This is a genomic window from Rhodococcus phenolicus (assembly GCF_001646785.1).
Taxonomy (GTDB): Bacteria; Actinomycetota; Actinomycetes; order Mycobacteriales; family Mycobacteriaceae; genus Rhodococcus; species Rhodococcus phenolicus.
The window spans coordinates 1-22,036 of record NZ_LRRH01000005.1 but is presented as its reverse complement, the minus strand read 5'-3'; the positions used below and the strand labels follow the sequence as shown (position 1 = coordinate 22,036).

Sequence of the window (22,036 nt, the reverse complement as noted above, 5' to 3'; positions counted from 1 at the left end):
CGTTCCGGGACATCCGGTTCCGGTTTCAGGGCTCGACGGCGGGGGCGATGCCGAACAACATGGCGTCGAGCCCCGCGGTGAACGCGGCGTCGTTGTCGAGGGGCGCGGCGGCGTCCGAGGCGTCCGCGGTGAACAGGGCCGTCAGGTGCGGGTAGTCGCCGTGCGCGAGCATCGCGGACAGGTGCGCTGCACCGCCCCCGGCGTCCGATGCCGTCTCCCCGGTCGATTCCTGCGCCGCGAAGTTGGCGACCCAGCCGCTGATCAGGGCGACACCCATCATGACGGCGGTCGAGTCCAGCCCGGCGGGGGCGAGCGCGCCGATGAGCCGGTCGAGGTAGCGGATGCTGTTGGGCCCGAGGTCGGTGGCCGGTACGTCGCGCAGCCACGGATGACGCCTGTGCAGCGACCGGGACTGCTGGGCGATGGCGAACACGTCGGCGCGCACGTCGCCGGTGAGCGGTGGGAAGTCGTATTCGGCGGCGACGCGGTCGGCCATCAGCGCGAGCAGGTCGTCCTTGCCGGCCACGTACCGGTACAGCGACGCCGCCGAGGTGCCGAGCGCTTCGGCGACGCGCCGCATCGACAGCGCTCGCATGCCTTCGTCGTCGACCAGCCGGACGCAGGCCTCGCCGATGTCGTCAAGGGTGTGCGCCGGGCGGGGCCCGCGCTTGCGTTCGCCGGTGCGCAGCCACAGTGAGGTCGGCATGACCCCAGCATGCCTCGAGAAGAGAGTTGCGAACACCGTTCGCATTTATCTACACTTTAACTGCGAACGTTGTTCACAGTTTGAGGGAGACGAGCATGAACGTCATCGAAACCGAAGGCTTGACCCGGCGGTACGGCGAGCGCACCGTCGTCGACGGTGTCGATCTCGCAGTGCCGGAGGGGGCCGTTCACGCGCTTCTCGGGCCGAACGGATCGGGCAAGACCACCACCGTGCGCATGCTCGCCACGCTGTTGCGCCCGACGCACGGGCATGCCCGCATCCTCGGTCACGACACCGTCGTCGAGGCCGACCGCGTGCGCCGGCACATCGGGCTGGTCGGTCAGTTCCACGCGATCGAACCGCGGCTCACCGGATTCGAGAATCTCACGATGTTCGCGCGGCTGAGCGGCATGGGCCGCCGGGCCGCCCGCGACCACGCCCGCGATCTGCTGGACCGATTCGGTCTCTCCGACGCAGCGGATCGCCTCGCGGGCACCTACTCCGGCGGCATGCGGCGCCGGCTCGATCTGCTCGCCGGCACCGTCGTACGACCCGCCGTGCTGTTCCTCGACGAACCGACGACCGGCCTCGACCCGCGCAGCCGGAACGAGATCTACCGGCACGTCGAAGATTTCGTGCGGGAAGGCACCACCGTCGTGCTCACCACCCAGTATCTCGACGAAGCCGAACGGCTCGCCGACACGATCACCATCCTCGACGGGGGCCGCACCGTCGTCACCGACACACCCGAACGGATCACGTCGGCTGTCGGTGTCGGACTCGATGTGGTGGTCGCAGCCGAGCATCGCGATCGCACCCGGAACGTCCTCGCGAAGGCCGGCGCGCGTGAGGTGGAAGTGTCCGAAACACAAGACAATTCACTCAGGATGTCGTTCGCGGTGGACGAGGACCCCGAACTGCTGCCGATCCTGCGCGCACTCGACGCCGACGGGATCGACGTCCACGACATCGGCCGTCGCCGCGCGAGCCTCGACGAGGCCTTCCTCACGCTCACCGGCCGTCCCACCGAGGGGACCACCGCATGACCACCGCAACAGCCACCGCCGCCATCCGGGTGGTGTTCGGCCGCACCGTCGCGACCTACCGGCACGCGCCGGGCCTTCTCGCCGTCACGCTCGCCGCCCCGCTCGGGATGGTGCTGCTGTTCGGCTACGTCTTCGGCGGCACACTCGCCGGGGATGCCGATCCGTCGGACTACCGGTCGTATCTCATGCCGGGGGTGTTCGTGCTCGTCGCCGCGATGGGACTGATCGCGACGGCGAGCACCGCGAACGCGGACCTGCACAGCGGGCTGACCGACCGGTTCCGTGCCCTCCCGATCTCCCGTGCGGCGGTGCCGACGGGGCTGGCGTTCGCCGAGACCGCGGTGGGGATCGTCGCGCTCGTCGCGATGATGGGCGTCGGGTATCTCGTGGGGTGGCGGATCGACGCACCCGCGTCCGATGTGGTGCTCGCCGTGGTGCTGCTGTTCGCGTTCCGTCTCGCGCTCGGCTGGCTCGGGATCCTGCTCGGGCTGGCCGTCGCGGACGAGCGCATGCTGCAGCAGGCGGCCCCGATGATCTTCGGCCTGATCATGTTCTCGAACGTGTTCACACCCACCGAGACCATGCCGGCCGTGGTGCGGGCGATCGCGGAGTGGAATCCCGTGAGCGCGGTCGTGGCGGCGTTGCGTGAGTTGTTCGGCTCGGGCGGCGGTATCGCGGCGGGTTCGGCGTGGCCGATGCAGCACCCGGTGGCCGCGGCATTCGGCTGGATCGCGGTGATTCTCGCGGTGACCGTTCCCGTCGCGGTGCGCCGGTACGGTGCGCAGCGATGAACGCGCGAAACGGATGCTACCGGCCGGTAACAGGACCATCGACAGACACCGGAATTCGGCGGGACTACCCTGTATATCCGTGACCTCACACTATGACGTCGTTGTCCTCGGAGCCGGTCCCGGTGGGTACGTCGCTGCTATCCGCGCGGCACAGCTGGGATTGAGCACCGCCATCATCGAGCAGAAGTACTGGGGTGGTGTGTGCCTGAACGTGGGCTGCATTCCCTCGAAGGCGCTTCTCCGCAATGCCGAACTGGCGCATCTCTTCAACAAAGAGGCCAAGACGTTCGGTATCTCCGGGGACGTGTCCTTCGACTTCGGTGCCGCCTTCGACCGCAGCCGCAAGGTGGCGGACGGTCGCACCAAGGGCGTGCACTTCCTCATGAAGAAGAACAAGATCACCGAGTACGACGGTAAGGGCTCGTTCGTCGACGCCAAGACCATCGACGTGGCGCTCACCAAGGGCGGCACCGACCGGGTGACCTTCGACAACGTCATCATCGCGACCGGTTCGGTCACCAAGCTGCTGCCGGGCACCTCGCTCAGCGAGAACGTCGTGACCTACGAGGAGCAGATCCTCACCCGCGACCTGCCGGGCTCGATCCTCATCGTCGGCGCCGGCGCCATCGGCATGGAGTTCGGCTACGTCCTGAAGAACTACGGCGTGGACGTCACCATCGTCGAGTTCCTCGACCGCGCCCTGCCCAACGAGGACGCCGACGTCTCCAAGGAGATCACCAAGGCGTACAAGAAGCTCGGCGTCACCATCAAGACCGGTGCGGCCGTGCAGACGATCGACGACGACGGCACCAAGGTGACCGTCGCGATCAAGGACAACAAGAGCGGCAACGTCGAGACCGTCGTCGTCGACAAGGTGCTGCAATCCGTCGGCTTCGCCCCGCGGGTCGAGGGCTACGGCCTCGAGAACACCGGTGTTGCCCTCACCGACCGCGGCGCCATCGACATCGACGAGCGCATGCGCACCAATGTGCCGGGCATCTACGCGATCGGTGACGTCACCGCCAAGCTGCAGCTCGCGCACGTCGCCGAGGCGCAGGCCGTCGTCGCCGCCGAGACCATCGGCAATGCCGAGACGCTCGAGCTGGGCGACTACCGCATGATGCCGCGCGCGACGTTCTGCCAGCCGCAGGTCGCGTCGTTCGGTCTCACCGAGGAGCAGGCCAGGGCCGAGGGCTACGACGTGAAGGTCGCGACCTTCCCGTTCACCGCCAACGGCAAGGCCCACGGCCTGGGCGACCCGAACGGGTTCGTCAAGCTCATCGCCGACAAGACGCACGGCGAGCTCATCGGCGGCCACCTCATCGGCCCCGACGTCTCCGAGCTGCTGCCCGAACTGACGCTGGCCCAGAAGTGGGACCTGACCGTCAACGAGCTGGCCCGCAACGTCCACACGCACCCGACGCTGTCGGAGGCGCTGCAGGAGGCCATCCACGGCCTCGCGGGACACATGATCAATTTCTGAGAGAGCCTCCGTGCGGGTCGATCCCCGCTCGGATGTACCGGCCTCGGCCCGTGGAGACTTCACCGTCACCACGGGCCGTTGTCGTTGCTGTGACTCGGTCCGACCTGCGCAGCGCCAAGCGGATCGAGCAGTTGCCGTCCTGTGGGTCGGGAAAGACCGCTGCGGTGTACCGGTCGCCGAGCGTGGGGGCGTTGTCGTCGAGAATCCGCTGGACGAGTCCGCGCCGGATGCCGCGCACGACCTCGGAATCGGTGCGGGCGACCGCGACCAGCGGGTACGTACACAACGTGAGTTCACGATCGCCGAATGTGCTTGTTGCGGATCGTGTTTCGAATCCGAGACGGCCGAGGACGTCGATGACGAAGGCGGCGGCGTCCGTGTCGCCGGCCGGTTCGAGACCGACCATGCCCGCCCCGTCGCTGCCCACCTCGCAGGCGTCTTCTCCCGCTCGGTCGCGGTGCCGCCGAGCCGAGCCGCGAGCAGCGCGACGAGGTCGATGTAGGACGGTTTCGTCACGGCGGCGTAGCCGAGACGAGGCCGCCCGACCTTGGCGGACCCGAGTTGTCGTGGCCGGACCAGGCCCTCCTCGATGAGCGAGTCGAGGTGGAGGCGGACGGTTGTGACGTGCAGATCGAGATCCCGGGCCGGCGGGTGCGCGTCGAGCGGGTCGGTCGATCTTCGAGCAGGGCCGGAACGTGGTCCCGTTGCTTGACCTGTCGTGCCGATTCCTGCCCCTCCGCTGCGCGCTCGACGGGCCTCGGTCGAGACCTGCCCTATCGGAATGAGTATTTTCCTTTACAGTTGTCGCCGGTACGGGCGACGGATCAACGGTACGGCGGCCACGACCGGTTCGAGAATCGTGGTCGCTGCGGTCGCGGATCGCGTCCGGTCACCACGAAGGAGAGTCGAGCATGTCGCAGAACCCGCCGGTGCCCACCGGACAGCACGACGACACCGCCGGTGTGACGCGAATCCGCGGCCTCGCGGACCTGAACGCTCAGGAGGGCGACACTCCCCGCATCGAACGGATGGCGGCCGGTCCCGGTGCGACCATCGTCCGGCTGAGCTTCACCGCCGGTCAGACGATGGAGGAGCACCGCGCGGGATTCCCCATCCTGGTCCAGGGTGCTGCCGGTCACGTGACGTTCGAGGTGGGCGGCGAGTCGATCTCGCTCGTGCCGGGAACGGCCGTGCACGTCGAGGCGGGCATCATGCATCGTCTCGTCGCGAACGAGGATTCCGTGGTGACGCTGATCGTCCTGCGCTGACCCGGCGGGGATCAGCGGTTGCTGTCGTAGTGTGCCTGCGCCGCAAACACTTCCGGAATCGACTCCTGTACCAGTTCGACGAGCCCGAGCAGGCGCTGCGCGAATCTCGAACCCAGATCGGTCAGGCTGTACTCGACGTGGGGCGTGACCGTCGCCTGGACGTCGCGGGCGACGAAGCCGTCGCGTTCGAGTTGCTGCAGGGTCTGTGACAGCATGCGCTCGCTGACCCCGTCGATTCCTCGCCGGAACCGCCGGCAAGGTGTACGAACTCGGTGGCGACCGGCTCACCTACGCGGAGCTCGCCGACTCCGACGCGGGCATCGCCACCGGTGCCCTCGACACCGACAGCGGCGACCTCCAGCGGCTCATCGGCCGCGACGCGACCCCGTTCGCACGCGCGCTGAGCGCGCCTGATGGCGCGGTGATTCGGAATCCGCTCACGCTACCGGGTCGGCGAATTCCGAATCAGGTCGTGCATCAACCGATCCGACGACTGTGCACAGGTGCGTGGTTCATCCACAGAAGCGGTGACGAGGGACCGGTCTGCACGATTCCCCGGATCGGATCGGGCATTGTCGCCTCATGACCGACCCTCGGCCACCGACCAGGCCGGACCTGCTCGCGGCGGGCATCTCGGACGACCACATTCGTGCCGCGGTGCGTGCAGGCGACCTCGTCCCGCTCACACGCGGTCTCTACCTGTCGCGCGCCGATCACGACCGGCTCGACGCTCCCGGACGGCACCGCATGCGGGCGCGGCACGTCGCCTCGAAACTGTCACCCGGCACGGTGATCAGCCATGTGTCGGCGGCAACGCTCCTGAACCTGGACGTGTGGAACATCGACCTCGACCGGGTGCACGTCTCCCGTGCGGGTCCACACGGCCGCCGGACCACCCACCTGCACGTGCACGCGACCACCTGGACGGACGGAGACGTCGCCGCGGTCGACGGCGTGGCCGTCACCTCCCCGGCACGCACGGTCGTGGATCTCGCGCGGTCTCGATGTCGGGATCAGGCAGTGGTCGTCGGTGATTCGGCCCTGCGGACCAACCCGGCCACCTCGGATCTTCTGCCGGATACCCTAGCGGCGGCCCGGCACCGCAACGGGACCGTCCGTGCCGCAGCGGTGGTGTCGTTCCTCGACGCGCTCAGCGAAAGCCCGGGGGAGTCGTCGTCGCGAGTGCGGATCGCAGAGACGGGGCTGCCACGTCCTGTACTTCAGCATCCGATCGTGGTGCGCGACGGCCGACGCTTCCGTCTCGACTTCTTCTGGGGGCAACACGGACTGGTCGGCGAGTTCGACGGGACCGGCAAGTATGTCGATCGACGCGACCTGGTCGCCGAGAAGCTCCGCGAGGATGCCGTGCGCGACCTCCGCCTCGAGGTCATCCGCTGGACGTGGGCGGATCCGGCGCGGTTCGATGTGGTTGCGCGGCGATTCGAGCGGGCGGCCGCCCGGCGATCGACGCGGTGAATACGAATCCGCTCACCCTGCAGGAGGGGCGGATTCCGAATCGGTGGGCGGATTCGACGCCGGGAAGTCCCGTTCGATGCGCAGGGTGCCGATCGTGGTGGCAAGCCCGTCGTAGTGCGCGACCAACATGCAGAATTCGATCATTCGGCGCTCGTCGAGGTGCGCTGCCAGCGCCGCCCACGTGTCGTCGCCGAGGTCCTTGGTGGCGACCAGTTCGTCGACGGCGGTGAGCAGCGCGCGGTGCCGCGGGCTCCACCCGTCGGCGCCCGGCCCCTCGATGACGCGCTGCAGGATCTCCGTAGTTACCCCCGCGCGACGACCGAGCCGCACGTGGTGGTCCATCTCGTAGTCGCAGCCGCGAAGGTGCGCGACGCGCAGAATGATCAGCTCCGTGTCGTGCCGGGGGAGACGGCCGCCGGGCATCAGCTTGCCGGAGTAGTGCAGCCAGCCGCGGAACAGGCCCCCGGCGCGGCCCAGCGTGCTGAACAGGTGCGCGTCCGAGGTCCCCGCAGCCAGCGACAGAACGCGCCAGGCGCTCCAGTTGATCGGGCCGAGCTGACGGAACCGTCCGGGCGTGATGCGGGGCGTCATGAGGGTCAGTCTCGCACGGCCCGCGAGAGCCGGGCCATCGTCCGTGCCGCCTCGGTGCGCTGTACGACGGCGACGGAAGCGTTGACGATGTGGTCGCGCAGACGGGAATGGGCGTCGTCGAGTCTGCCGTCGACCACCGCCTCCGCGACGGCGATGTGGTCGTCGACGGCGCACGTCACCCGCTGTGGGGTGAGTTCGTCGAACATCCGGACGGTGCGGACCTTCGCGTTCACCGAGTCGAGTGCGCTGCACAGTGCCCGGTTCCCGGACGCGGCGAGCAACGCGAGGTGGTACTGCTCGTCGAGCGCGACGAAACCCGAGTCCGCCTCCGGGGGTTTGTCGCGGAAGCGTCGCCACCGTTCGAGTTCGCTCGTGAGTACGTCCCGGTCGTGGGTGACGTCGCCGGACATCGCGCGGGCGATTCCGCGCAGTTCGAGCGTGACGCGCAGTTCGTAGAGGTCGCCGAGGTCGTCGAAACGCGGCCGGTACGGAAACAGCCCGTGCTCGCGGCGCTCGACCAGCCCCTCGGATACCAGCCGGGCCAGGGCCTCCCGCACCGGCGTGCGGGAGACCCCGTACAACTCCGCGAGCCGTTCCTCGCTGAGCCTGTCGTCGGGTGAGACGGTGCCTGCCATCAGGTCGGCGCGAAGTGCCCGGTAGACCCGCTCCCGCCGGGTGCCGGGGGAGAGCATCAGATCGCCATCGCGGTTCGGACGGTCCGGGCGGCTTCGGTGCCTCCTTCGCCGGTGGCGGTGATGCGGCCAGACTCCAGGACGTAGTAGTGGCGGGCGTTGTCGAGGGCGAAACCGATGTGCTGTTCGACGAGCAGCACCCCGAGGTCCCCGCGGCGGCTCAGATCCACGATCGTCTTCTCGATCTCCGCGACGACGGACGGCTGGATACCCTCGGTCGGTTCGTCCAGGATGAGCATCCGCGGCCGGGTGATCAGGGCCCGGGCGATGGCGAGCTGCTGGCGCTGTCCACCGGAGAGCAGGCCCGCGCGGCGGTCGAGCAGCGGAACCAGCGCGGGGAACAGGTCGAGCATCTCCGCGATCAGTGCTTTGCCGTTCTTGCGTCCGTCCGCGACCACCTGCAGGTTCTCGGCGCAGGTGAGCTGCCCGAAGGACTGCTGACCTTGCGGCACGTAGGCGAGACCGCGCGCCACCCGGGCCGCCGGACGCAGCGCGGTGATGTCCTCGCCGTCGAGCAGGATCTTGCCGGAGGCGACCGGCAACAGCCCGACCGCCGCCCGAAGCAACGTGGTCTTCCCGGCGCCGTTGTGGCCCATGACCGCGACGACCCCGTCGGAGGGGACCACGATCGTCGCGCCGTGGATGATCTCGGTGCGTCCGTATCCGGTGCGTACGTCGACGAGTTCGAGCATCAGTTGGCCTCCTCGAGGGTTGCGGTGCCCAGGTAGACCTGCTGGACCTGCGGATCGTTCTGGACTTCTTCGACGGTGCCCTCGGCGATCACCTTGCCGCGCGCCAGTACCGTCACCGAGGTCGCGAACGCCCGCATGAAATCCATGTCGTGTTCGACGACGACGACCGTGCGTTCGGCGCCGATCCGACGCAGCAGCCGGCCGGTCTCCTCCCGCTCGTCGTGGCTCATGCCCGCGACGGGCTCGTCGAGGAGCAGCACGTCGGCGTTCTGCACGAGCAGCATGCCGATCTCGAGCCACTGTTTCTGGCCGTGCGCGAGGATGCCGGCGGGGGTGTCGCGGTGGGCTGTGAGACCGGTGGTTTCGAGGGCCTCCTCGATCTGCGGCAGCACATCCTTGCGGCGGCGCAGCAGCTGCCACGGGCTGCGATCCGCTCCGGCGGCGATGTCGAGGTTCTGCAGGACCGTCAGTTCCTCGAACACCGACGCCGTCTGGAACGTGCGGCCCACCCCGAGACGGGCGATCTTGTGGACCTTCCTGCCGAGCAGTTCGACTCCGGATTTGGTGACCGACCCGGTCGCGGGGACGAGTCCGGTGATGGCGTCGACCAGGGTTGTCTTGCCCGCGCCGTTGGGTCCGATGAGGAACCGCAGGTCGCCCTGCAACAGCGTCAGGTCGACACCGTCGACGGCGATGAAGCCGTCGAATTGCACGCGCAGGTCGCGGATTTCGAGGTACTGACTGGACATTCCGGCGTTGCCGCCGAAGGTGGGTTCGGTCATCGGGCCGGCTCCATCTCGGTGTTCTCGGCGGGAGTTTCGGGATCGGAATCGGGTTCCGTGGCAGGGGAGTCGGTTCCGGAACGCTTTCGGCGGCGCAGCGTTGCCAGACCGGCGAGTCCGGCGGGGAAGAATCCGACCACGACGATGAAGAGCAGGCCCTGCGCGTACGTCCACGCGGACGGGAAGTTCTCCGACAGCGCGGTCTGCGCCCACGCGACGCCGATGGCGCCGAGTACCGGTCCGAGCAGGGTGGTGCGGCCACCGATCGCGACACCGATGAGGAAGGCGATGGACGGCACGATACCGATGTCCGCGGGCGAGATGATGCCGACGATCGGCACGAACATCGCGCCGGCGATCCCGGCGAAGAACGCGGCGACGGTGTAGGCGACGACCTTGACGGTCGCCGGGTCGTAGCCGAGGAAACGGACACGTTCCTCCTGGTCGCGGACCGCGACGAGCAGTTCGCCGTAACGCGAGTGCATGAGCTGGCGGGTCGCGGCGACGACGAGCAGCAGGATCGCGGCGACGATGAAGAACAACATCCGCTTGTTGACCGGATCGGACAGGTCGTAGCCGAAGAACGTGCGGAACCTGTTGAGGCCGTTGGACCCTCCGGTGCTCTGCTGGCCGATGAGCAGGATCGCGAACGCCGCCGCGAGTGCCTGGGACAGGATCGCGAAATAGGCGCCCTTGACCCGGCGCTTGAACACACCGAGACCGAGCAGCAGCGCCAGCAGTGCGGGCACCAGAAGGATGGCCAGTAACGTCACGAGCGGGGAAGCGAACGGCACCCAGTACGCGGGCAGTTCACGGATACCCGCGATCTGCATGAAATCCGGGACGGTGTCGCCGCGCACCTCGGCGTCGGCGATCTTCAGGTGCATCGCCATCATGTAGGCGCCGAGACCGAAGAACACGCCCTGGCCGAGGGTGAGCATGCCCCCGCGGCCCCAGGCGAGGCCGATACCGGCGGCCACGATGGCGAAGCACAGGAACTTGGCGAGCAGATTCAGTCGGAAGTCGGACAGGACGGCGGGAGCGAGGCCGAACAGCACGAGGGCGGCGATCGCGAAACCCGCCCACGTGCGGGCCGGCCCGGGCCGGGTGAGAACGGACATCAGACCAGGCTCCTTGTCTTGACCGCGAACAGACCCTGCGGACGGATCTGCAGGAACACCACGATGATTCCGAACACGATCACCTTCGCAATCGACGCGGTGGTGGAGTATTCGATGAACGAGTTGAGCAGCCCCAGCGCGATCGCCGCGATCACGGCGCCCTCGATCCGTCCGAGTCCGCCGATGACGACGACGAGGAACGCGTCGATCAGGTACGACTGGCCGATCGTCGGGCTGGTCGATCCGATGAGGGTCAGCGCGACACCGGCCAGGCCGGCGAGTCCGGAGCCGAGGAAGAACGTGGTGATGTCGGTGCGCCTGCTGGAGATGCCGACGGTTTCGGCGAGATCGCGGTTCTGCACCACGGCCCGGATGCGCCGTCCCATCGATGTGTACTTCATCGCCACGATCAGCGCCACCACGCACACGGCGGCCAGCGCCAGGATGAACAGGCGGGTCTTCGGAACCACCGCGCCCAGGATCTCGACACCGCCCGACAACCATTGCGGGGCGACGACATTGACCGCCGGTGCGCCGAAGACGTCACGCGCGGCCTGCTGCAGCAACAGGCCGACACCGAACGTCACGAGCAGTGTGTCGAGCGGCCGGTGGTACATGCGGCGGATGAGCGTGACCTCGAGCAGCACGCCCATGACACCGCCGACCAGGAAACCGACGAGCAGGGAGATCAGCAGCGAGACCCCGGCCGCGGACACCACCTGCTGCACCACGTACGCGGTGTACGACCCGGCCATGATGAATTCGCCGTGGGCCATGTTGATCACGCCCATCTGGCCGAACGTCAGTGACAGTCCCAGCGCCGCGAGCAACAGGATCGAGCCGATGCTCAATCCGGTGAAGAGCTGTCCTACAACGACATCCATTTCGCCTCCCTTCCCGCCGGTTTCCCGGTCTCCTCGACTCAGTTACCGGACAGGCTCGCGGCCCAGTCGTAGCTCTCGAGGTACGGGTCCGGCTCGATCGGCGAACCCGAATCCCACACCGTGTAGATCAGTCCGTCGCCGCGGATCTCGCCGATGCGGGCGGTCTTGGTGATGTGGTGGTTGTCGCCGTCGATCGTGACGGTGCCTTCGGGTGCGTCGAACGAGACACCGTCGGCTGCTTCCTGAATGTCGGCCACCGCGAACGAGTTCGCCTTCTCGACGGTGTTCTTCCACAGATACACCGACGTGTAGGCGGCTTCCATCGGATCCGAGGTCGGCTTGTTCGCACCGTACTTCGCTTTGTACGCGTCGACGAACGACTTGTTCTCGGGGGAGTCCACCGTCTGGTAGTAGTTCCATGCGGTGAGCTGGCCCTCGATGTTCTGGGCGCCGATGCCGACGACCTCTTCCTCGGCGATGGACACCGAGACCACAGGCATGTCGGCAGGTTTCAGGCCCACGTTGGCGTACTCGCGGAAGAACGCGACGTTCGAATCGCCGTTGAGGGTGTTGAACACCGCGTCCGCGTCGGCGGTGCGCACCTTGTTGACGATCGTCGAGAAGTCGGTCGAGCCGAGCGGGGTGTAGTCCTCGCCCTTGATCTCGATACCGTTGGCTTCGGCGTAGGCGCGGATGATGCGGTTGGCCGTCTGCGGGAACACGTAGTCGCTGCCGACCAGGTAGAGGGATTTGACGCCCTTCTCCTTGAGGTAGTCCAGCGCCGGCACGATCTGCTGGTTGGTGGTGGCTCCGGTGTAGAAGATGTTCGGCGACGACTCCAGGCCCTCGTACTGCACCGGGTAGTACAGCAGTGCGTCGTTGTCCTCGAACACCGGGAGCATCGCCTTGCGGCTCGACGACGTCCAGCCGCCGAACACCGCAGCGACACAGTCGGAGCTGATGAGCTTCTCTGCCTTCTCGGCGAACACCGTGGGCTCGGAAGCACCGTCCTCGGCGACGATCGTGATCTGCTTGCCGAGGACACCGCCGGACGCGTTGATCTGCTCGACGGCCAGCGCAATCGAATCACGCACGGTGACTTCGGAAATCGCCATGGTGCCGGACAGGGAGTTCAGCGAACCGACCTTGATGGTGTCGCCGGAGGTGTCGACGCAGGATTCGCCGGCCGCGCCGGTCGCGGTGTCACCGGCCTTGCTGCCGCAAGCGGTGAGGAGCAGACCGATGGCCGCGAGCGCCACCGGAACGGCGACGGCTCGCTGGGCGAATGTGGACCTGGCAACTGGCATGGAGATGCCCCCTTGTTCGAAGATGTGAAGCCTCGGTTCCCGGTGTATCCGGGTGCGTATACAACGCTGTATTCGTCGGCCAAACAGTAAAGGGACGGTGTTGCGCGGGTATATCTGCTTGTGACGATTGGATGTTCGATGTTTCCGTTGCGTGAACAGGCCGGAGCCGCACCCGTCAGCGTGTCCGGACCCTGCCCCGGCGCCCGAGCGAATGTATCCCTCGTCTCCTTCAATCGATCGGGTGTACCACTCGCTCGGAGGACAGGGGCGGTACCCGGCAGCCGGGCGACGCGCGGTGGTGCGACGCGCGGGTGCGCGGCGCGCGGATCAGCGGATGAGGTAGGGCGAGACGGAGCTGCGGTGCTCGTTGATGTCGAGTTCCTTGCCGAGCGGTGGGAAGGCGCGCTGCGGGCAGTTGACGCGTTCGCAGATGCGGCAACCCGCGCCGATCGGCGTGCCGGGGTTGGAATCGTCGAGGTCGAGACCGTCGGCGTAGACCAGCCGGTGCGCGTGGCGCAGTTCGCAACCGAGGCCGATGGCGAACGTCTTCGACGGCTGCCCGTACCGTGCCGCGCGGCGTTCGACGGTTCGCGCGACCCACAGGTAGCGGCGGCCGTCGGGCATCTGCGCGATCTGCGTCATGATCTTGCCCGGGTAGGCGAACGTCTCGTAGACGTTCCACAGCGGGCAGGTTCCACCACTGGACGAGAAGTGGAAGCCGGTGGCGGACTGGCGCTTGGACATGTTGCCGGCCCGGTCGACACGGACGAACGAGAACGGCACCCCGCGCAGTTTGGGACGCTGCAGCGTCGACAGACGGTGGGCGATCGTCTCGTAGCTGACGCCGTAGAACGCGGACAGGCGCTCGACGTCGTAACGGAAGTCCTCGGCGATCTCGTGGAACTGCGTGTACGGCAGGATGGTCGCCGCGGCGAAGTAGTTCGCGAGACCGAGGCGGGCGAGGGCGCGTGAGGCGTCGGAGGTGAAGGCGCCGTCGTCGACCATCTTGTCGATGAGGTCGCCGCATTCGAGGTAGGCGAGTTCGGTGGCGAGCTTGAACACCTGCTGGCCGCCGGACAGTTGCGGGGCGATTTCGAGGGTGCGGGTCTCGGGGTCGTATCGGTGCAGGACGTTCTCGCCGAGGTCGATGCGCTTGACGATCTGCACGTCGTGCACCGACGCCATGCGTTTGGCGATCTCCCCGGCCACGTCGCCGCGATGGAACCGGATGCGGTTGGCGAGTTCCTCGGCTGCGGTGTCGAGGTCGTGCATGTAGTTCTGCCGCTGGTAGAAGTAGTCGCGCACTTCCTCGTGCGGCATCGTGATGGAGCCGCTGCCGCTGCCGTCGCTGTAGCGGTCCTCGGTCGCGGCGGCGAGCTGCGCGGTGGTGTTGCGGAACCTTCGGTGCATGTTGACCATCGCCCGGGCCAGCCCGGGATGCGCGGCGACCATCTCGGCGATCTCTTGGGCGTCGGCTTCGATGCCCATCTCCTGGTCGAGTGCGACCTCCCGCATCTCGGCGATCAGGCGGGTGTCGTCCTGCGAGGAGAAGAAGGTCGTGTCGACACCGAAGACCTCGCTGATCCGCAGCAGCACGGGAACGGTGAGGGGACGGACGTCGTGTTCGATCTGATTCAGGTAGCTGGCGGAGATCTCGAGGGTTTTCGCGAGTGCGGCTTGGCTGAGGCCCCGCTCGGTACGCAGCTGGCGGAGGCGGGCTCCCACGAAGGTCTTGGCCATTCGCCCAGCGTACGATCACCTACGAGGCTTTGCAACGCGAGGTTCGCAACGTGTTAATCGTGTCGGGTCGAAGCCACCTGCGCGGGTCGGTCGACGCCGAGCCACGACCCGGGCGCGAACGCCTCGTAGTGAATCGACTCGAGCGGGATTCCGCGGCCGACGAGCCCGTCCCGGACCGCGCGCATGAACGCCACCGGACCGTAGACGTACGCGGTGGCGCCCGCGGGAAGGTCGAGGTCGTCGACGGGCGATCGGCCGATCACGTGGAATTCTTCGAAATCGTTGTACCGCACCTGCATCCGGGAATTGGGGAGGCGGGAGACGAGTTCGGCGATGTCGGTGCGGCGCGCATGATCGTAGGGGGAGTGGTCCACGTGCAGAGCCACGACGCGGCGCAGGGGATTGGTCTCGGCGAGGTTCTGCAGGACGGTCAGTGTGCTGGTGATGCCGATGCCGGCCGAGATCAGTGCCAATGGGGTGTTTCCGCCTTCGACGAGCAGGCTTCCGAAGGGGTGCGACACGATCAGCTCGGTGCCCGTCCGCACGGCGTCGACGAGGAACGGGGAGACCAGGCCGCCCGGGACCCGTTTGATCGTGACGGCCCATTCACCCGACGCCCGTCCCCGCACGAGGGTGTACTGCCGGATCTGGCGGGTGCCGTCCGGGAGTCGTACGCAGATCGAAATATATTGTCCGGGAAGGAAATCGGGGAGCGGTCGTCCGTCGAGTGACCGGAGCACGAAGGTCGCGACCCGGGCACCGTCGTATTCGACCTCGGAGACGACGACCAGCCGCCACACGTGGCCGTGGGGTACCCCGACCGAGTTGTAGAGAGCGGCTTCCTGGGCGATGAGCGAACCTGCCATGAGGGTGTAGACCTGGTGCCAGGCCGCGGCGACCTCCGGGGTCACCGCGGGACCGAGGACCTCGCCGATCGCCGCGAACAGGTGGAAGCGGATCATCTCGTAGTGCCCGGCCTGAATGCCGATCGACGCGTGCTTGTTGGCGATCCGGGCCATGATCGGGTCGATGTCCTCGGGCTTCTCCGTGACGAGGAGTTTGGCGAACGCCGCGATCGAACTCGCGAGTGCCTTCTGCTGCTCGCGGTTGCGCTGGTTCGTGCGGTTGAACAGGTCCGTGCAGAGATGTGGCGCCGCTGCGAACAGCCGCTCGTAGAAACGTTCGGAAATCGCGCCGATGTGGGCTTCGACGGCGGGCAGCGTGGCCTCTATGACGTCGTGCGACGTGGGGGAAAGGATGACCCCTCCTCTGCTCGTGTGGATGGGCGAGACGCGAGCAGCTGCGCAGCACGATGCGCGACGAGTCCAGCCCCGATCTGGTCGTCGGGAGACATGTTACGGCGGGTTGCAGGAATCGTGTTGATCAAGGTTTGCCGAAATGTGCAGCTCAGGGGCGCGGCAGGTGTGAGACCGCCCACATCGCCGCCCGACCGCGCCCGGGGTGGGGCGTCCGCTGCTGCTTCGGGGCGGTCCGGCGCCGGCGGAACCGTCGCGCCGGGAAACCCGAGGTAGTGGCTACCGACGAGTAACCAAACTGTCCGATTTGGGAAGTCGTTGGAGCCGCCATTGATTTACAAACTTTGCAAAGGCGCCTCGAAAACTAGCCAAGGTTGGCATTAGCAACAGGTAGACGGCATTTTTCAGCTGTGTCATTGTCTTGGTGTACATCCGAACGGCACGCGAAGGGTGTGAAGTCGTACGCACGTACTGCTGAACACCCGGAGCGGATTCGAATCTAGAGAGTGGAGCTTTGATGTCGACCACCGGCACCCCGCGGACCGCTGAGGAAATCCAGAAGGACTGGGACACCAACCCCCGCTGGAAGGGCGTCACCCGCAACTACACGGCCGAGCAGGTCGTCAAGCTGCAGGGCACCGTCGTCGAGGAAGCCACCCTCGCCCGCCGTGGCTCCGAGATCCTCTGGGATCTCGTCAACAACGAGGACTACATCAACTCGCTCGGCGCGCTGACCGGCAACCAGGCCGTGCAGCAGGTCCGTGCCGGCCTCAAGGCCATCTACCTGTCCGGCTGGCAGGTCGCCGGTGACGCGAACCTCTCCGGCCACACCTACCCGGACCAGTCGCTGTACCCGGCGAACTCGGTTCCGCAGGTCGTCCGCCGCATCAACAACGCGCTGCTCCGCGCCGACGAGATCGCCAAGGTCGAGGGCGACACCTCCGTCGAGAACTGGCTCGCCCCGATCGTCGCCGACGGTGAGGCCGGCTTCGGTGGCGCGCTGAACGTCTACGAGCTGCAGAAGGCCATGATCGCTGCCGGCGTCGCCGGTTCGCACTGGGAGGACCAGCTCGCGTCGGAGAAGAAGTGCGGTCACCTCGGTGGCAAGGTGCTCATCCCGACCCAGCAGCACATCCGCACCCTGACCTCGGCTCGCCTCGCGGCCGACGTCGCGGACGTCCCGACCGTCGTCATCGCCCGCACCGACGCCGAGGCCGCCACGCTGCTGACCTCGGATGTCGACGAGCGCGACCGCGAGTTCCTCGACGGCACCCGGACGGCCGAGGGCTTCTACGGCGTCAAGAACGGCATCGAGCCCTGCATCGCCCGCGCCAAGGCCTACGCCCCCTACTCCGACCTCATCTGGATGGAGACCGGCGTTCCGGACCTCGAGGTCGCCAAGCAGTTTGCCGAGGCCGTCCGTGGCGAGTTCCCGGACCAGCTCCTCGCCTACAACTGCTCGCCGTCCTTCAACTGGAAGGCTCACCTGGACGACGCGACCATCGCGAAGTTCCAGCGCGAACTCGGCGCGATGGGCTTCAAGTTCCAGTTCATCACCCTCGCCGGCTTCCACTCGCTCAACTACGGCATGTTCGACCTGGCTCACGGCTACGCCCGCAACGGCATGACCGCGTTCGTCGACCTGCAGGAGCGCGAGTTCAAGGCCGCCGAGGAGCGTGGCTTCACCGCCATCAAGCACCAGCGCGAGGTCGGCGCCGGCTACTTCGACTCGATCGCCACCACGGTCGACCCGAACACCTCCACGGCTGCCCTGAAGGGCTCCACCGAGGAGGGCCAGTTCCACTAGGAACAGGCTTCGAAGTCACATCGCGGCGGGATCCGTCCCGGACTCCCGCCGCGGTGACTTCACCCCGGCCTCTCCGGCCGGGTCCAGTCGGACACATTGCGACGATCCGGTCGGTGGATGATCCCCGCCGGATCGTCGTGTAAGAGCCGCACTGTGCACGATCACGGTTGAGGACACACCGTGCAGGAAGAACTCCACGACCAACCCCACATGACGAGAAGGAGCTGACGTGACCAGCGAAAAGATTCAGCGCGTCGGCGTGATCGGCGCCGGGATCATGGGCGCAGGTATCGCCGAGGTGTGCGCGCGCGCTCATGTCGACGTACTGGTGTTCGAGCAGACCCGCGAACTTGCGGCCGCCGGACGTGCCCGCATCCTCCGGTCCCTCGACCGGGGTGTGAGCAGCGGAAAGATCACCGAACGGGAACGGGAGCAGGCCGCGTGGCGCCTCCGGTTCACCTCGGACCTCGGTGACTTCGCGGACCGCCAGCTCGTCGTGGAGGCCGTCGTCGAGGACGAGAAGGTCAAGAGCGAGATCTTCGCCGAGCTCGACAAGATCGTCACGGACCCGAACGCGGTGCTCGCCTCGAACACCTCGTCGATCCCGATCATGAAGCTGGGCATCGCCACCAGCGCCCCCGAGCGCGTCATCGGCCTGCACTTCTTCAACCCGGTGCCGGTGCTCCCGCTGGTGGAGCTCATCACCACCCTCAAGACCAGCCCCGCGGTCACCGCCCGTGCCGAGGCCTTCGCCGCCGACGTGCTCGGCAAGCAGGTCGTCCGCTCCTCGGACCGGGCCGGTTTCATCGCGAACGCGCTGCTCGTGCCCTACCTGCTGTCTGCGATCCGGATGGTCGAATCCGGTTTCGCGACCAAGGAGGACGTCGACAAGGCGATGGTGCTCGGATGCGCCCACCCGATGGGTCCGCTCGCGCTGACCGATCTCGTCGGGCTCGACACCGTCAAGTCGATCGCCGACTCGATGTACGAGGAGTTCAAGGAGCCGCTGTACTCGGCCCCGCCGCTGTTGCTGCGCATGGTCGAGGCCGGCCTCGTCGGCAAGAAGTCGGGTGCCGGCTTCTACGAGTACGCCGAAAACGGTCGGGCCTCCAAGAAGGCCAGCTGAGCAAGTAGGTAGCACCACACCGTACTTCGGCGCCCGTGCCCGACAGCAGTGCCCTGTGCACTGCTCGTCGGTGCACGGGCGTGAGGTGCATGAGGGAAAGGTCGATTCCGAGATGGCCAGCAACGCCACCGGCTACGGATCCAGCATCCTCGGGTACCCGCGTATCGGAACCCGCCGCGAACTCAAGCGTGCGCTCGAGGCCTACTGGCACGGCACCGGCACACGCGACGAACTCGTCGCCGTCGCCCGCGAAATCCAGGAGGACACCTGGAGCGAACTCGCGGCGACCGGACTGACACAGGTCCCCGGCAACACGTTCTCCTACTACGACCACGTTCTGGACAACGCCCTGTTGTTCGGCGCGGTCCCCGAGCGGTTCCGTCCCCTGGTCGGCGAGCTCGACCCGCTCGACTTCTATTTCACCCTGTGCCGCGGCCGGGAGGATTTCCCGCCGCTGGAACTGGTCCGCTGGTTCGGCAGCAACTATCACTACCGGCAACCCGAACTCGACGAGAACACCGTGTTCGCCCTGAACTCGGCCGCCGTGCTCGACGAGTTCGAACGCGCCAAGGCCAAGGGCATCGAACTGCGCCCGGTCGTCCTCGGCCCGGTCTCGTTGCTGCTGCTGTCGAAGATCTCGCCGACCTCGCAGAAGGACGGATTCTCCACGCTCGACCTGCTCGACGCGTTGCTCCCCGAGTACGAGAAGCTCTTCGAGCAGCTCGCCAAGGCCGGCGCGACGTGCGTCCAGCTCGACGAGCCGTCCTTCACCGAGGACCGCAGCGAGGACGAACTCGCGGCGCTGAAGCGCGCATACGACGTGCTGTCCCAGGCGCCGCTGCGTCCGCGCCTGCTCGTCACCGGTCCGTACGGTCACCTCGGTGCCGCGCTGCCGATTCTCGCGGCGTCGAAGGTCGAGGCGATCGGCCTGGACCTGATCAACGGCCGGATCAACGCCGACGAACTGGCCGCCGTGCCCGGCCTCAAGCGCAAGCGCATCTACGCCGGGGTCGTCGACGGCCGCAACGTGTGGCGCGCCGACCGGCGTCGCGTCCTCGAGTATCTCGACTCGATCGCCGCGGTCGCGCCGGACCTGGTCGTGTCGACGTCGTGCTCGTTGCTGCACGTGCCCTACGACCTGCTCGTCGAATACGACATTCCCGGTGACGTCGCCGACCGCCTCGCCTTCGCGAAGCAGAAGGTCGGCGAGGTGGTCTCGCTCGCCAAGGCACTGACCACCGGTGCCGAGGAGAAGTGGCGGGTGCCCCCGACCTCGGTGCACTTCAAGCAGAAGCACACCGTCCGCGCGCGGATCAACGCGCTGACGCCCGAACACCGGGTGCGCGCGCCCTACGAGCAGCGTCGTGCCGCGCAGCAGGACCGTCTGAATCTGCCGCCGGTCCCGGCGACGACCCTCGGGTCGTTCCCGCAGACCGACGAGATCCGGAAGGTCCGTCGCGATCTCGGTGAGGGCCGGATCTCCTACGACGACTACGTCAAGCGGATCCGCGAGGAGATCGAGTCCACCGTCCGGTTGCAGGAGGACATCGGTCTCGACGTGCTCGTGCACGGTGAACACGAACGCAACGACATGGTGCAGTACTTCGCCGAGTTGCTGGAGGGCTTCGCCACCACGCACTTCGGCTGGGTGCAGGCCTACGGTTCGCGGTGCACGCGACCGCCGATCCTCTACGGCGACATCGTGCGGCCGAAGCCGATGACCGTCGAGTGGATCGCGTACGCGCAGTCGCTCACCGACAAGCCGGTCAAGGGCATGCTGACCGGCCCGGTGACGATGCTCGCCCGGTCGTACATGCGCCAGGATCAGCCGCTGCACGAAACCGCAGATCAACTCGCGTTGGCGATCCGTGACGAGATCGCCGACCTCGAGCGCGCGGGTATCGCGATCATCCAGGTCGACGAGCCGGCCATCCGCGAACTGCTGCCGTTGCGGCAGGACGGGCGCACCGAGTACCTGAACTGGGCGGTCGACGCGTTCCGGCTCGCCACCGGCGGCGCGAAGCCGGAGACCCAGATCCACACACATCTGACGTACTCCGGTCAGCAGTCGGTGGTCGACGCGATCGAACGGCTCGACGCGGACGTCACCGCGATCGTCGCGACCCGGTCCATCCGCTGGGTGCTCGAGGCGATCAAGGACCACGCGCTCACCCACGGCGTCGGCCCCGGTGTGTACGAGAGCCGCTCGGCACGGATCCCGGACATCGACGAACTGGACGAACTGCTCACCGAGGCCGCCGAGTCGGTGGACCCGGATCGGTTGTGGGCCAACCCGGACGGTGGCCTCAAGACCCGCCACCACTGGCAGCTCGAACCGTCGTTGCGCAACCTCGTCGCGGCGGCACGACGGTTGCGGCGCCGTACCGCCGCCGAGCAGTAGCAGCCTCCCGCCCGGATCGGTGCGCACCCGTGGACAGCCCCCGCGGGTGCGCACCGTCGTCTGCACGGGTGTAGGCATGAAGGCATGACGACCGTCGCCGCCTACGCTGCCCCCGCCGCAGACGCACCGCTTGCCAAGACCACCGTCGAGCGCCGGGAACCCGGCCCCCTCGATGTGCTCATCCGGATCGAATACGCCGGTATCTGCCATTCGGACATCCACACCGCCCGCAACGAGTGGGCGCACACCCGTTATCCCATCGTTCCCGGGCACGAGATCGTGGGCATCGTCGAGGCCGTCGGCACCGACGTGACGAAGCACGCGGTCGGTGATCGGGTGGGCGTCGGGTGCTTCGTCGACTCGTGCCGCGAATGCGGCGCGTGCACCGCGGGCGCGGAACAGCACTGCGAGAACCGGGTCACCGGCACCTACAACGCGGTCGGCCGCGACGGCGAGGTCACCCAGGGCGGGTACTCCACGCACATCGTCGTGACCGAGCACTTCGTGCTGAAGGTTCCGGCCGGTCTGGATCCCGCGGCCGCCGCGCCACTGCTGTGCGCCGGGATCACGTTGTACTCCCCGCTGCGGCGCTACGGGGCCGGGCCCGGTACCCGCGTCGCGATCATCGGGATGGGCGGGCTCGGTCACATCGGGGTCAAGATCGCCGCCGCGCTCGGCGCCGAGGTCACCGTGCTCGGGCATTCCCTGTCGAAGAAGGACGACGGCCTGCGGTTCGGTGCCGTCGACTACCGTGCGACGAGCGATCCCGCCGTGTTCAAGGAACTGCGCAGCCGGTTCGACCTGATCCTCAACACAGTCTCGGTCAACCTCGACATGGATCGGTACCTGTCGCTGCTGCGGCTGAAC

20 protein-coding genes and 2 pseudogenes are annotated in these 22,036 nt (G+C 67.4%); 10 read left to right on the top strand and 12 right to left on the bottom strand.

Annotated features, from left to right (window positions below):
* Positions 1 to 25: 25 nt before the first annotated feature.
* Positions 26 to 706 carry a TetR/AcrR family transcriptional regulator gene (locus tag A8G15_RS01740; RefSeq protein ID WP_068154759.1) on the bottom strand — a complete coding sequence of 227 codons (681 nt, stop codon included), beginning with the start codon at positions 704 to 706 and terminating at the stop codon, positions 26 to 28.
* A gap of 95 nt (positions 707 to 801) precedes the next feature.
* On the opposite strand from A8G15_RS01740, the gene A8G15_RS01735 reads away from it, so the two are divergent.
* The 3 genes from A8G15_RS01735 (at position 802) to lpdA (ending at position 4,026) form a co-directional block, all read left to right on the top strand.
* On the top strand, positions 802 to 1,752 hold the full coding sequence (locus A8G15_RS01735; RefSeq protein WP_068154758.1) for an ABC transporter ATP-binding protein: 951 nt from the start codon (positions 802 to 804) through the stop codon (positions 1,750 to 1,752).
* Positions 1,749 to 2,543, top strand: coding sequence for an ABC transporter permease (locus A8G15_RS01730; protein ID WP_068154756.1), 795 nt, complete (start codon positions 1,749 to 1,751; stop codon positions 2,541 to 2,543). The genes A8G15_RS01735 and A8G15_RS01730 overlap by 4 nt, the downstream gene beginning before the upstream one ends.
* Before the next feature lie 79 nt (positions 2,544 to 2,622).
* Entirely contained in the window at positions 2,623 to 4,026 is a 1,404-nt protein-coding gene (gene lpdA / locus A8G15_RS01725) for a dihydrolipoyl dehydrogenase (protein WP_068154755.1), read from the top strand.
* On the opposite strand, the gene A8G15_RS31635 is transcribed toward lpdA, so the two are convergent.
* The gene (locus tag A8G15_RS31635) at positions 4,016 to 4,453 is read right to left on the bottom strand and encodes a hypothetical protein (RefSeq protein WP_245687680.1); all 438 of its coding nucleotides are present in this window, start codon (positions 4,451 to 4,453) and stop codon (positions 4,016 to 4,018) included. The two genes, lpdA and A8G15_RS31635, sit on opposite strands and share 11 nt — an antisense overlap.
* 484 nt (positions 4,454 to 4,937) lie before the next feature.
* Here A8G15_RS31635 and A8G15_RS01715 point away from each other — a divergent pair, with 484 nt between their 5' ends.
* Positions 4,938 to 5,294 carry a cupin domain-containing protein gene (locus A8G15_RS01715; RefSeq protein ID WP_068154754.1) on the top strand — a complete coding sequence of 119 codons (357 nt, stop codon included), beginning with the start codon at positions 4,938 to 4,940 and terminating at the stop codon, positions 5,292 to 5,294.
* Between the two features lie 11 nt (positions 5,295 to 5,305).
* Here A8G15_RS01715 and A8G15_RS01710 read toward each other — a convergent pair.
* A pseudogene (locus A8G15_RS01710) lies at positions 5,306 to 5,539 on the bottom strand (winged helix-turn-helix transcriptional regulator); the annotation flags it as partial.
* On the opposite strand from A8G15_RS01710, the pseudogene A8G15_RS29585 reads away from it, so the two are divergent.
* Together A8G15_RS29585 and A8G15_RS01700 are read left to right on the top strand one after the other, a co-directional pair.
* Positions 5,539 to 5,700 (top strand): annotated as a pseudogene (locus A8G15_RS29585) (KR domain-containing protein); the annotation flags it as partial. The pseudogenes A8G15_RS01710 and A8G15_RS29585 overlap by 1 nt on opposite strands.
* Before the next feature lie 176 nt (positions 5,701 to 5,876).
* A complete protein-coding gene (locus A8G15_RS01700) occupies positions 5,877 to 6,770 on the top strand; it encodes a type IV toxin-antitoxin system AbiEi family antitoxin domain-containing protein (RefSeq protein ID WP_068154746.1) in 894 nt (297 codons plus the stop codon).
* Between the two features lie 12 nt (positions 6,771 to 6,782).
* Here A8G15_RS01700 and A8G15_RS01695 read toward each other — a convergent pair whose 3' ends face one another.
* The 9 genes from A8G15_RS01695 to A8G15_RS01655 form a co-directional block, all read right to left on the bottom strand.
* Positions 6,783 to 7,361 carry a carboxymuconolactone decarboxylase family protein gene (locus A8G15_RS01695; RefSeq protein ID WP_068154744.1) on the bottom strand — a complete coding sequence of 193 codons (579 nt, stop codon included), beginning with the start codon at positions 7,359 to 7,361 and terminating at the stop codon, positions 6,783 to 6,785.
* Between the two features lie 5 nt (positions 7,362 to 7,366).
* Entirely contained in the window at positions 7,367 to 8,053 is a 687-nt protein-coding gene (locus A8G15_RS01690; protein ID WP_068154742.1) for a GntR family transcriptional regulator, read from the bottom strand.
* Positions 8,053 to 8,745: an urea ABC transporter ATP-binding subunit UrtE gene (gene urtE / locus A8G15_RS01685; protein WP_068154741.1), complete on the bottom strand. Its 693-nt coding sequence runs from the start codon at positions 8,743 to 8,745 to the stop codon at positions 8,053 to 8,055. The genes A8G15_RS01690 and urtE overlap by 1 nt, the downstream gene beginning before the upstream one ends.
* Positions 8,745 to 9,527: an urea ABC transporter ATP-binding protein UrtD gene (gene urtD, locus A8G15_RS01680; protein ID WP_068154740.1), complete on the bottom strand. Its 783-nt coding sequence runs from the start codon at positions 9,525 to 9,527 to the stop codon at positions 8,745 to 8,747. The genes urtE and urtD overlap by 1 nt, the downstream gene beginning before the upstream one ends.
* Positions 9,524 to 10,648 carry an urea ABC transporter permease subunit UrtC gene (urtC, locus tag A8G15_RS01675; protein WP_068154738.1) on the bottom strand — a complete coding sequence of 375 codons (1,125 nt, stop codon included), beginning with the start codon at positions 10,646 to 10,648 and terminating at the stop codon, positions 9,524 to 9,526. Before urtC ends, urtD begins: the two co-directional genes overlap by 4 nt.
* Positions 10,648 to 11,532 (bottom strand): urea ABC transporter permease subunit UrtB, encoded by an 885-nt coding sequence (gene urtB / locus A8G15_RS01670; RefSeq protein ID WP_068154736.1) that lies wholly within the window; start codon positions 11,530 to 11,532, stop codon positions 10,648 to 10,650. Before urtB ends, urtC begins: the two co-directional genes overlap by 1 nt.
* A 38-nt stretch (positions 11,533 to 11,570) precedes the next feature.
* Positions 11,571 to 12,839 (bottom strand): urea ABC transporter substrate-binding protein, encoded by a 1,269-nt coding sequence (gene urtA / locus A8G15_RS01665; RefSeq protein WP_068154734.1) that lies wholly within the window; start codon positions 12,837 to 12,839, stop codon positions 11,571 to 11,573.
* Positions 12,840 to 13,166: 327 nt separating this feature from the next.
* Positions 13,167 to 14,579 (bottom strand): acetate metabolism transcriptional regulator RamB, encoded by a 1,413-nt coding sequence (ramB, locus tag A8G15_RS01660; RefSeq protein WP_068154732.1) that lies wholly within the window; start codon positions 14,577 to 14,579, stop codon positions 13,167 to 13,169.
* Positions 14,580 to 14,632: 53 nt separating this feature from the next.
* Positions 14,633 to 15,769 (bottom strand): globin domain-containing protein, encoded by a 1,137-nt coding sequence (locus tag A8G15_RS01655; protein ID WP_342671534.1) that lies wholly within the window; start codon positions 15,767 to 15,769, stop codon positions 14,633 to 14,635.
* Positions 15,770 to 16,352: 583 nt separating this feature from the next.
* Here A8G15_RS01655 and aceA point away from each other — a divergent pair.
* The 4 genes from aceA to A8G15_RS01635 all read left to right on the top strand — a co-directional run.
* Positions 16,353 to 17,642 (top strand): isocitrate lyase, encoded by a 1,290-nt coding sequence (aceA, locus tag A8G15_RS01650; protein ID WP_068154728.1) that lies wholly within the window; start codon positions 16,353 to 16,355, stop codon positions 17,640 to 17,642.
* A gap of 229 nt (positions 17,643 to 17,871) precedes the next feature.
* Positions 17,872 to 18,768: a 3-hydroxybutyryl-CoA dehydrogenase gene (locus A8G15_RS01645; RefSeq protein WP_068154726.1), complete on the top strand. Its 897-nt coding sequence runs from the start codon at positions 17,872 to 17,874 to the stop codon at positions 18,766 to 18,768.
* Between the two features lie 112 nt (positions 18,769 to 18,880).
* A complete protein-coding gene (gene metE, locus A8G15_RS01640; protein ID WP_068155055.1) occupies positions 18,881 to 21,169 on the top strand; it encodes a 5-methyltetrahydropteroyltriglutamate--homocysteine S-methyltransferase in 2,289 nt (762 codons plus the stop codon).
* Positions 21,170 to 21,253: 84 nt separating this feature from the next.
* Positions 21,254 to 22,036, top strand: a 783-nt coding sequence (locus tag A8G15_RS01635; protein ID WP_068154724.1) for an NAD(P)-dependent alcohol dehydrogenase, incomplete at its 3' end; no start/stop codon positions are given.